The 11642-nt window shown below is 33.2% G+C and carries 9 protein-coding genes and 1 riboswitch; of the genes, 7 read left to right on the forward strand and 2 right to left on the reverse strand.

The window, feature by feature from the left end; all coding sequences use genetic code 11:
* A partial coding sequence (locus Q0616_RS01475) for a protein-tyrosine-phosphatase (RefSeq protein ID WP_298774441.1) occupies positions 1 to 490 on the forward strand: 490 nt, incomplete at its 5' end.
* Between the two features lie 2 nt (positions 491 to 492).
* The gene (arsB, locus tag Q0616_RS01480) at positions 493 to 1524 is read left to right on the forward strand and encodes an ACR3 family arsenite efflux transporter (protein WP_171622007.1); all 1032 of its coding nucleotides are present in this window, start codon (positions 493 to 495) and stop codon (positions 1522 to 1524) included.
* Positions 1525 to 1561: 37 nt separating this feature from the next.
* On the opposite strand, the gene Q0616_RS01485 is transcribed toward arsB, so the two are convergent.
* The gene (locus tag Q0616_RS01485) at positions 1562 to 2143 is read right to left on the reverse strand and encodes a tRNA-(ms[2]io[6]A)-hydroxylase (RefSeq protein WP_171622006.1); all 582 of its coding nucleotides are present in this window, start codon (positions 2141 to 2143) and stop codon (positions 1562 to 1564) included.
* 99 nt (positions 2144 to 2242) lie between these two features.
* On the reverse strand, positions 2243 to 2644 hold the full coding sequence (locus tag Q0616_RS01490) for a hypothetical protein (protein WP_225539303.1): 402 nt from the start codon (positions 2642 to 2644) through the stop codon (positions 2243 to 2245).
* A 103-nt stretch (positions 2645 to 2747) separates the two neighbouring features.
* Here Q0616_RS01490 and Q0616_RS01495 point away from each other — a divergent pair, with 103 nt between their 5' ends.
* The 5 genes from Q0616_RS01495 to purM all read left to right on the forward strand — a co-directional run bounded on the left by Q0616_RS01495 (position 2748) and on the right by purM (position 11612).
* Complete coding sequence (locus Q0616_RS01495; RefSeq protein WP_171622004.1) at positions 2748 to 3989, forward strand: glycosyltransferase; 1242 nt, start codon at positions 2748 to 2750, stop codon at positions 3987 to 3989.
* Between the two features lie 162 nt (positions 3990 to 4151).
* Positions 4152 to 4250: riboswitch (purine riboswitch) on the forward strand.
* A gap of 104 nt (positions 4251 to 4354) precedes the next feature.
* A complete protein-coding gene (locus Q0616_RS01500; protein WP_298774450.1) occupies positions 4355 to 8062 on the forward strand; it encodes a phosphoribosylformylglycinamidine synthase in 3708 nt (1235 codons plus the stop codon).
* A 240-nt stretch (positions 8063 to 8302) separates the two neighbouring features.
* Entirely contained in the window at positions 8303 to 9025 is a 723-nt protein-coding gene (gene purC, locus Q0616_RS01505) for a phosphoribosylaminoimidazolesuccinocarboxamide synthase (RefSeq protein ID WP_171622002.1), read from the forward strand.
* Between the two features lie 17 nt (positions 9026 to 9042).
* Positions 9043 to 10548: an amidophosphoribosyltransferase gene (gene purF / locus Q0616_RS01510; protein ID WP_171622001.1), complete on the forward strand. Its 1506-nt coding sequence runs from the start codon at positions 9043 to 9045 to the stop codon at positions 10546 to 10548.
* 71 nt (positions 10549 to 10619) lie between these two features.
* Entirely contained in the window at positions 10620 to 11612 is a 993-nt protein-coding gene (gene purM, locus Q0616_RS01515) for a phosphoribosylformylglycinamidine cyclo-ligase (RefSeq protein ID WP_225541673.1), read from the forward strand.
* The last annotated feature ends 30 nt before the right edge of the window (positions 11613 to 11642 follow it).

The following is an 11642-nucleotide window of genomic DNA, read 5'->3' on the forward strand; positions in this document are numbered from 1 at the left end:
AATAAATCTCAATTTCATTTGCACCCACAATTCGCGTAGAAGTCATTTTGCACAAATTTGGGCTCAAGTTGCAGCCGCACATTTTAATATATCCAATGTAAATTGTTATTCGGGTGGTACAGAAGAAACGGCTTTATTTCCAAAAATCGCAGAAACATTAAGTCGGCAAGGTTTTCAAATTCTAAAAATAGCGGAAAGTAACAATCCAATTTATGCTATTAAGTTTGGCGAAAATGCGCTGCCTATTATTGGTTTTTCTAAAAAGTATGATAGTCTTTACAATCCAGTTTCAAAATTTGCAGCCATTCTGACTTGTTCACAAGCAGACGAAGGATGTCCTTTTATAGCAGGTGCAGAAAGAAGAATTCCGATAACTTTTGAAGATCCTAAAATTGCAGATAACACTCCAGAACAAGATAAAGTTTACACAGAACTAAGTTGGCAAATCGCCACAGAAATGTTTTATGTCTTTTCAAAAATCAATAAATAAAAATGCAACCAAAATTAAAATTCTTAGACCGATACCTTACTCTCTGGATATTCCTTGCAATGGCATTAGGAATTGGTTTAGGCGTTATTTTTCCGAATAGTTCAAATTTTACCAATGCTTTATCCGTAGGCACAACAAATATTCCGTTAGCAATTGGACTTATTTTAATGATGTATCCGCCTTTAGCAAAAGTCGATTATTCTTTGCTTCCAACTGCATTTAAGGACAAAAAAGTGATTGGGATATCCTTGTTACTCAATTGGATTATTGGGCCAATCTTGATGTTTGTTTTGGCAATTATTTTCTTACAAAACGAACCTGATTATATGATTGGTTTAATTCTGATAGGATTAGCAAGATGTATCGCAATGGTTATTGTTTGGAGTGATCTGGCCAAAGCAAATAGAGAATACACAGCGATGTTGGTAGCATTAAACTCTATTTTTCAAGTATTATCGTACAGTTTTTTCGTATGGCTTTTTATCAATGTGTTACCAAACAAATTAGGATTAGCCACCTTTAATGTCAGCGTTTCTATGAAAGATGTTACAGAAAGTGTTGTCATATATTTAGGAATTCCATTTTTAGCAGGCTTTTTAAGTCGCTATTTTTTAATGAAATTTAAAGGTAAAGAATGGTATCATCACAAATTTATTCCTGCTATTTCTCCAATAACATTATATGCATTATTATTTACAATTGTATTAATGTTTAGTTTAAAAGGAGATCAAATTTTAGAATTACCAATGGATGTTTTAAAAATTGCAATACCTTTAATTATCTACTTTGTATTGATGTTTTTTGTAAGTTTCTTTATTAATAAATCTGTAAAGATTCCTTATGATAAAAACGCATCTATCGCATTTACAGCCACTGGAAATAATTTCGAGTTAGCTATTGCTGTTTCTATTGCTGTTTTTGGACTTCATTCTCCTCAAGCATTTGTTGGTGTTATTGGTCCTTTGGTAGAAGTTCCTGTTTTGATTCTATTGGTAAAAGCAAGTTTATGGTTGAAAAAGAAATATTATCCATAAAAAAAGACACGAAATTTAATTTCGTGTCTTTTAAGTTTTATCCGTGAATTGCTTCTTTATTTCCATAAGATTGAATCAATTTTCCTTCGAAATCCAACCATTCTTTCCAACGTTTATCTACATCAACATCGGTTGATAATTTTCGTGCAAAATTTAAGAAAGTGGTGTAATGATTAGCTTCCGAAACCATCAAATCGTAATAAAATGTAGCTAATTCTTCGTCGTTAATATTTTGAGATAATACTCTAAAACGTTCACAACTTCTGGCTTCAATCATCGCTGCAAATAACAAACGATCGACAAATGCCATGTTACGAGAACCATCTTTTTTACAAAATTTCATCAATTGTCCTACATAATCATCTTTTCGTTCGCGACCTAATGTATAACCACGACGTTCGATAATTTCTACAACCATTTTAAAATGTTGCATTTCTTCGATAGCAATATCAGACATTTCTTGAATAAATTCATCATGTTCAGAATTGTACGCAATCATGGTAATCGCATTTGTGGCTGCTTTTTGCTCGCACCACGCATGATCCGTTAAGATTTCTTCTAAATTTCTTTCCGCAATATCAGCCCAACGTGGGTCTGTTAAAAGTTTTAATCCAAGCATTTTCGAAAAATTGAACTACAAAAATACAAATTATAATTAGGATAAAAGAACCGAAACTTTTAACCAAAATAATTAGATTGAGTTAAAATAATCAGTTGATTAAACGATTTTTTTCTCAATCATTTCGATCATTACATCAGAAGCATGTTTAAAAGTAGGAGCTTGTTCTGTCAAACTTGCAGCATTTTTTTTGTTTACTTTAAAAATGATGTCTTTTTCAGTGGTGAACAATAATGCATTCGTGAATGGATTTTTGATGTATGAGCTCAAAATTAAAAACGTTTGTTCGATACTGTGATATTGTTCCACTTCTTCCGTTTTGTAACGAAACGTAAAAGCAAAATTATACGTATTGTCTTCCAAAAGATGTAATCGCACAAAAATGTTCTTCAAATCAGTATCTCCAATGGTTTTGGCCATCGTAAGTTTAGCAAAAGTTCCTTGGTTGATACTTGATTTCACCTCTTCGTAAAATTCTGTAAATACAGCTTGATAAGACATTTTTATATAATTTTTTGAAGGACAAATTTACATTAAAATATATCAAATCGTTGACGGATTAATTAATATTCCAAATCAGCATCAGAAAGCTTAATTTTGTTGGATGAAAAAACTTTTAATCATTGGTCAAGTTTGGCCAGAGCCAACTTCTTCTGCGGCTGGAACTCGAATGATTCAGTTAATAGATTGTTTTCTAAAAACAGAAGTTGAAATTACATTTGCTTGCGCTGCTTCAAAATCAGATTTTAGTTTTGATTTGATTTCGAAAGGAATTAAAGAAGTTGAAATACAATTAAATGATGAAAGTTTTGATGATTTTGTGCGAGAACTTTCTCCAGAAATTGTTGTCTTTGATCGCTTTATGATCGAGGAGCAATATGGTTGGCGTGTCGCTAAAGAATGTCCAAATGCTTTGAAAATATTGGATACAGAAGATCTACATTTTCTTCGAAATGCGAGACAGGAAGCAATTAAAAAAGGTGTTGAATTTACATCTGAATTATTATTTTCCGATTTAGCAAAGCGAGAAATAGCTTCAATTTTACGTTGTGATCTATCCTTGATTATATCAAAAAAAGAGCTTGAGATTCTTCAAAATCAATTTAAAATTGATCATACTGTATTGTACTATCTTCCATTTTTAGAAGAAGAAATTACTGAGTCAAAAGTTAGTTTGTGGAAGAATTTTGAGCAGAGAACAAATTTTATGTTCATCGGAAATTTTATTCACGAACCGAATTATAATTGTGTGCAAACTTTAAAAAAAGAGATTTGGCCTATATTAAGAAAGAAACTTCCAAAAGCCGAATTGCACATTTACGGCGCTTATGTGTCGCAAAAAGTTTTGCAATTGCATAATCCGAAAGAACGATTTTTTATAAAAGGACGTGCAGAAAATGCGCAAGATACAATGTCTACTTACAAAGTTTTGTTAGCGCCGATTAATTTTGGAGCAGGTGTAAAGGGGAAATTTGTGGATGCAATGCAAACGGGAACACCTTCTGTTACGACAACAATTGGAGCAGAAGCAATGAAAGGAGATTTTGCTTGGAATGGTTATGTGGTAGATGATGTAGAATCTTTTGTGGAAAAAGCAACGTTGCTTTACACGAATGAAAATGAATGGACAACTGCACAACAAAATGGAAAGCTAATTCTGAACGAAAATTACAATAAGAATAAGTTTGAAGCTGATTTTTCAAATAAAATCAAATCTATAGAAGCTAATCTCATCTCGCATCGAAATCAGAATTTTATGGGACAGATTTTACAACATCACAACAATCAAAGTACAAAATATATGTCGCTTTGGATAGAGCAGAAAAATAAAAATAGTTTGAAATAAATTAGAGAATTTTCAAGAATAATTATTGACATTTGATTGATAATCATCGTTCATTTTCAAAGAAAATATTTAACAAAAAAATTAAACAAAATATTGTTGATTTAGATTTGATTTTACTAATTAAAATGTTTAATTTTGCAATTCACTTTTAAAGGTGATTTAGTTTTTAAAGTTTACAACATTTGTATAGCTCATAATAAGGTTGAGCGTCTCTACGGCAGACCATAAATACTTGCCACTACAAATGAATTTTTTTTCTATAAAATGAGTCTTGAACCACTGGCTGTAGAAAATAGTTTGTTTGTTGATGTAGATGATACAAATGGTTTAAACAAAATAAACCAAATAGTACAGCAAACAATACAATGAACCAAAGACTTTTCATTCAGAAGAAATCGAATTTTGACGTTATCAGTCAGAAGACTACAATAGAACTTAGAAACCTTGTACCTAATATTGTGTGCAAGGTTTTTGTTATTTATGATCTTTTTAATATACAAGAAAGCCAGTTGCAAGAGGTTCAAAACAAAGTGTTTGTCGATCCTGTGACAGATGTTGTTTTCAAGTATGTGGAAGATGCAATTATTGAAAACATTCCTCACACTAAAAACTATTTTGCAACCGAATTTTTACCGGGTCAATACAATCAACGTGATGATTCTTCGGAACAATGTTTGGTTTTGATGAATGTTGATAATGTAACCGTAAAATCTGGTTTATTATATGTGTTCAACGAAGATTTGTCTGCGGAGGATTTGAAGAAAGTAAAAGATTACTTAATCAATCCAATAGAATCGCGTGAGAAAGATCTTTCTAAAATGGAAATACCTGCGAATCCAGAAGCAACTGAAGTTCCAATTATAGAAGGTTTTATTTCTGCTGACGAAAATAAATTACAAGATATTTACAACCAGTTTGGATTATCATTAGAGATGGATGATTTAGTTTTTATTCGAGACTATTTCAAATCTATTGATCGTAATCCAACTGAAACTGAATTAAAAGTTTTAGATACTTATTGGTCTGACCATTGTCGTCATACCACTTTCGAGACAGAAATTACAGATGTTGAATTTAATTCTAAATTTAACGAAACGCTACAAAAAACATTCAATTATTACCAACAAGTTCGTCAAGAATTGGGAACAACTAAACCAATTCGTTTGATGGATTTAGCAACTGTTATGGGGAAATATCTTTCTCGTACAGGAGTGGTTAAAAATATTGATGTTTCAGAAGAAATCAATGCATGTTCTATCGTTGTACCAATTGATGTAGATGGTGTTGAGGAAGAATGGTTATTACAATTTAAAAACGAAACACATAATCACCCAACAGAAGTTGAGCCTTTTGGAGGAGCTTCTACATGTGTTGGAGGTGCAATTCGCGACCCTTTGAGTGGACGTTCTTACGTTTTCCAAGCCATGCGTATTACAGGAGCTGCAAATCCTTTAGAAAAAATTGAAGATACATTACCAGGTAAATTACCACAACGTAAAATCTCGAAAGAAGCAGCAAATGGGTATAGTTCGTATGGAAATCAAATTGGTTTAGCGACAACTTTTGTGAAAGAAATTTATGACGAAGGATACAAAGCAAAACGCATGGAAGTTGGTTTTGTAGCTGGAGCTGTAAAAAAAGAATATGTTCGTCGTGAAGAACCAGTTGCAGGAGACCGAATTATTTTATTAGGTGGAGCAACAGGGCGTGATGGAGTAGGTGGAGCTTCAGGTTCATCTAAAACACATGATGGTTTAAAATTAGACGATTTATCGGCAGAAGTTCAAAAAGGAAATGCAATCGTTGAGCGTAAAATTCAACGTTTATTCCGTAATCCAGAAGTTTTAGCATTAATCAAAAAATGTAACGATTTCGGAGCAGGAGGTGTTTCTGTTGCAATTGGTGAAATTGCACGCGGAATTAATGTTGACTTAGATTTAGTTCCATTAAAATATGCTGGATTAAACGGAACAGAATTAGCGATTTCTGAATCTCAGGAACGTATGGCTGTTGCGGTAGAAGCAAAAGATGTAGACACATTTATTGCATTAGCAAAAGAAGAAAACCTTGATGCGACTTGCGTTGCAGAGGTAACGGGAGATGATAAAATGACTTTAGTTTGGAAAGGAACTAAGATTGTTGAATTAGACCGTCAATTTTTAGATACAAACGGTGTTCGTAAACAAGCTAAAATAGAAGTTACGGACGAAGAATATACAAATCCTTTTGAGAATAAAGCATTCAGTAAAGAAGCTTTTATTGCTATGATGCAAGAGTTAAATCACGCATCGCAAAAAGGTATGGTAGAAATGTTTGACAATAATGTTGGACGTTCTACTATTTTGAATGCTTTTGGTGGAAAAACAATGGATACACCAGAAGATGTTTCAGTACAAAAATTTCCGACAGATGGATTTACAAATGCAGTTTCAATTGCTTCATTTGGTTACAATCCGATTGTTTCTCGTTGGTCAAATTATCACGGAGCCTATTTTGCGGTAATTGATTCGATGACGAAAATTGTTGCAGCAGGAGGAAATTACGCTGATATCCGTTTAACTTTTCAAGAGTATTTTGAGAAATTACGTGACGAAGCTACGCGTTGGGGAAAACCATTTGCAGCTTTGTTAGGAACGATAGAAGCACAAAAACAATTTGGAATTCCTGCAATTGGAGGTAAAGATTCGATGTCTGGATCTTACCAAGATATTGATGTGCCACCAACATTGATTTCGTTTGCAGTAGCACCTTCTAAGGCTGAAAAAATTGTACAAGGAACGTTAGCTGAAAAGAATTCTAAACTTTCAGTTTTTATTCCAACTTTAACAGCTGAATATTTAATTGACGAAACGAATACCAAATCTATTTTTGATTTTATCGGATCAATTAATGCTGATGTAAAATCAATGATGACGGTTAAATTTGGTGGAATCGCCGAAACTGTAGCGAATATGGCTTTTGGTAATGAAATTGGATTTGAAATTAACACTGATTTAGATTTAGCAAAATATTACCCAGCATCAATTGTTATAGAACATTCAGAAGAATTAAACATTCCTGCTGAAATTGCTCAAAATTATCATGTTTTAGGTCAGACAAATGATTCAGCTTCATTCCAATTTAATGGAGAAGAAATTAACTTGAAAGAGTTGAAACAACAGTGGAAAGAAACATTCAATTCATTGTTTCCATATAAATCATCTTCTGAAACGCTTGTAGAAGAAAAAGATTTGAAAGCTGAACAAATTTGTTTTGCTTTCGCTGATCATAAAGTAGAAAATCCGAAAGTTTTTATTCCAATTTTTCCAGGAACAAATTCAGAATATGATTCAGCAAAAGCGTTTCGTAGAGAAGGAGCGATTGTTTCGACTTTACCTTTCCGTAATTTAACACAACAAGATGTTGAAGAATCGGTAGATGCTTTTGTGAAAGAAATTAATCAAGCCAATATTTTCTTTATACCAGGAGGTTTCTCAGCCGCTGATGAGCCAGACGGATCAGGGAAATTTATAGCAACGGTTTTACGTAATGAGAAAATAAAAAATGCAATTCACAATCTATTAGAGCGCGATGGATTGGTTTTAGGAATTTGTAATGGTTTTCAAGCATTGATAAAATCGGGATTATTGCCTTATGGTAAAATTCAAGATTTGGAAGAAAATACGCCAACATTAACGTTTAACGAAATTGGTCGACATATCACACAATTGGCAAAAATTAGAGTAAATAAATCGCATTCACCTTGGTTAAAAGGAATGGAAGGTCAAGAATATTGGATTCCGTTTTCACATGGAGAAGGTCGTTTTGTTGCCAATGAGGAGGAGTTAGAAAAGTTAATTGACAAAGGACAAATCGCTACTCAGTTTGTAGATTTAGAAGGAAAATTAGCTGGACAAATGCCTTATAATCCAAATGGATCTACGTTTGCGGTAGAAGGAATTGTATCGCCTTGTGGAAAAGTGTATGGACGTATGGGACATCCAGAGCGTTACGAAGAAGGATTATTCAAAAATATTCCAGGAAATGGATACATGAATATCTTTAAAAATGCGGTAGCGTATTTTAGAGGATAGAATATAGATAGGAGATGTTAGAAATTAGATGAAGAATATCTAAATACTAATATCTAACATCTAATACTAAAAGATAAAAACAAACAACAAACAAATATCAATTTCGATCCTGAACCAATCGAAATTATTCCGAAATTTAACCCTGAACAAGTTAAATTTCAAACAGACAAACAAACACGAAGTGGACTTTTTCATTTCAAACAAAACAAAAAAACAAAAACGTTTTAACAACAAACAACGATGAGCTTAACAAAAAAAGACTTCATTTACGAAGGGAAAGCAAAACAAGTTTACTCAACAGAGGAAGCAGACAAAGTAATTGTTTATTACAAAGATGACGCAACAGCATTTAATGCTCAAAAGCGTGGAACTGTTGAGGATAAAGGCGAAATGAATAACAAAATTTCGACTTTAATTTTCAACTATTTGATAGAGAAAGGAGTGAAAACTCACTTTATTGAGCAGTTGAATGATCGTGAGCAATTGGTAAAAAAAGTATCTATTATTCCAATTGAAATGGTTGTTCGCAACTATGTTGCTGGGTCTATGGCTCAACGTTTAGGATTAGAGGAAGGAGGAAAATCTCCTGTTACAATCTTCGATATCTGTTACAAAAAAGATGAATTAGGAGATCCATTAATCAACGATCATCACGCGGTTTTATTAGGAGCTGCTACGTATGATGAGTTGAAAGAAATGTACGCTCAAACTGATGTAATCAACGAAGCTTTGAAAGAATTATTCTTGAAAGCAGGATTAATTTTAGCAGATTTCAAAATCGAATTTGGTAAAGATGTTGATGGTAACATTATTTTAGCAGACGAAATTTCTCCTGATACATGTCGTTTGTGGGATGTAGAAACAGGTAAGAAATTAGACAAAGATCGTTTTCGTCGTGATTTAGGTGATGTTTCAGAAGCTTATCACGAAGTTTATAATCGTTTATTAGAAGTTTTAAAATAATCATTTTTTCATTCAAAATGATTGATAAAAAATTACATAAAAGCCAGTTGAAAGCTGAGTATTTAACAAATTTCTATGAACGAAATTTACTTAAAAAATATGCAGCTGATACGGTGGATAGCGTGAACGAAGAATGTGGTATTTTTGGCGTTTATTCTCCCAACAATATCAACACCTATTCTATCGCACAGTTTGGTTTATTCGCACTTCAGCACCGTGGACAAGAGGGGTGTGGAGTTTCTTTTTTGAAAGATGGAAATATCAAAACGGTTAAAAGATCAGGATTGGTGTTGGATGTTTTCAAGTTGATCGAAGCAGAAATTGATGATTACCAAGGAAACGCAGCAATTGGACATACACGTTATACAACAGCTGGTGGTGGAAGTCGCCGTAATATTCAGCCACTGTACACGTACAATATCTATGGAAAACCTCACTTTTCGCTTGCTCACAACGGAAATTTAATTGAAGTTGATGAATTAAGAGCAGAGTTAGAAGCTGAAGGTCTACCATTTTTAGCCACTTCGGACACTGAGGTTTTATTACGTTCTATCCAAAAATATTCGCATTTAGATCTTGTAGAAGCCATTCAGAAAGGAACAGAGAAAGTAAAAGGAGCTTATTCGGTTTTATTATTAACGAATAATCAAATGGCAGCTTTCCGAGATCCTAACGGAATTCGACCATTGTGTTTAGGTAAATTAGATGATGCTTATATAGTTTGTTCTGAGACATGTGCTTTAGATGCTGTTGGAGCTGAATTTATTCGTGATGTAGAACCTGGAGAATTGATTGTAATCAATGAAGAGGGATTGAAATCATATTCATTAAAGCAACCAAAACATCGTAATATTTGTGCATTTGAGTACATTTATTTCGCACGTCCTGACTCGAATATGGAAGGAAAAGAAATCTATGATTTACGTGTAGAATCTGGGCGGAAATTATACGAACAATCTCCAATTGATGCAGATATTGTGATTGGTGTTCCAGATTCTGGAATTCCCTCTGCGATTGGATATTCAGAAGCATCAGGCATTCCTTATGAGCCAATTTTGATTAAGAATCGATATATGTCGCGTTCGTTTATCGTTCCTTCGCAAGAAATGCGCGAACGAGTGGTCAACTTAAAATTGAATCCAATTAAAGAAAAAATCAAAGGAAAACGTTTGGTTGTTTTAGATGATTCGATTGTACGTGGAACGACTTCAAAACTTTTAATCAAAATCTTGAAAGAAGCTGGAGCAAAAGAAATTCATTTCCGTTCTGCTTCGCCTCCAATTATTGCTCCTTGTTATTTAGGAATTGATATGCCTTCTAAAGCAGATTTAATTTCGGGAAACAAATCAATTAAAGAGGTTGAAGAATATTTGAATGTAGATTCGTTGGATTTCTTAACAGTTGATAATCTAATTGATTTATTAGGAAGTAAAGAACATTGTTTTGGATGTTTTACAGAAAAATATCCGGTAAATTATACAAATGAAGAGTGTAAAGAGGTTAATCCTTTGCATATCGATTAATTATAATTGTAAAAAGTCAAAAATAAAATGTACTTAATACTTGTTACATTTTACACTAATACAGCAAAAAAATGAGCAATACATATAAACAAGCCGGAGTAGATAAGGAAGAAGGTTATCAAACGGTATCGAAAATTAAAGATGCAGTTGCAGCAACACATAACGAAAATGTGTTAAACGGAATTGGAAGTTTTGGAGCTTTTTACCAATTAGAAGGATATAAAAATCCTGTTTTGGTATCAGGAACTGATGGTGTAGGAACTAAACTACGTGTAGCTTTGGATTCTAAAGTTTACGATACAGTTGGTATTGATTGTTTTGCCATGTGTGCAAATGATATTTTATGCCACGGAGCAAAACCATTATTTTTCTTAGATTATTTAGCTTGTGGAAAATTAGATTCTGATATTGCAGCAGAAATTGTAGGTGGAATTGCACAAGCGTGTAAGGAAACAGGAACAGCATTAATTGGTGGAGAAACTGCAGAAATGCCAGGAATGTACCAGGTTGGTGATTATGATGTTGCAGGTTTTTGTGTTGGAGTAGTAGAGCGTGACGAAATTATTGATGGATCTAAAATAAAAGCTGGACAAGTAATTGTTGCGTTACCATCAAGTGGTTTCCATTCAAACGGATTCTCATTAGTGCGTAGAATTTTCCCAGATTTTAACGAAGAATTTGAAGGTAAACCTTTATTCGAAACATTATTAGTTCCAACAAAATTATATCAAAACGATATTTTTAAAATCAAAGATGCAGGTATCGAAATGACTGGAATTGCTCACATTACAGGTGGTGGATTAATCGAGAATGTTCCTCGTATTATAAATGATGGATTGACTGCTGTAATAGAAAAAGCAAAAATAAATGTACCAACAGTAATGCAAGAATTAGCGAAACGCGGAAATATTGCAGAAGACGAAATGTTTGGAACATTTAATATGGGTGTCGGAATGGTTGTCATCGTTGACCAATCTGATGCTGAAAAAGTAGTGAATATTATTGATGGAAGTGCTGTGATTGGAGAAATTCAGGCTGGTGCGGACAAAATTATATTGAAATAGTAGATTAAATAGTTTAAAAAGCCGGATAAG

It is taken from the genome of uncultured Empedobacter sp., from assembly GCF_937930195.1.
GTDB classification, from domain to species: Bacteria; Bacteroidota; Bacteroidia; order Flavobacteriales; family Weeksellaceae; genus Empedobacter; species Empedobacter stercoris.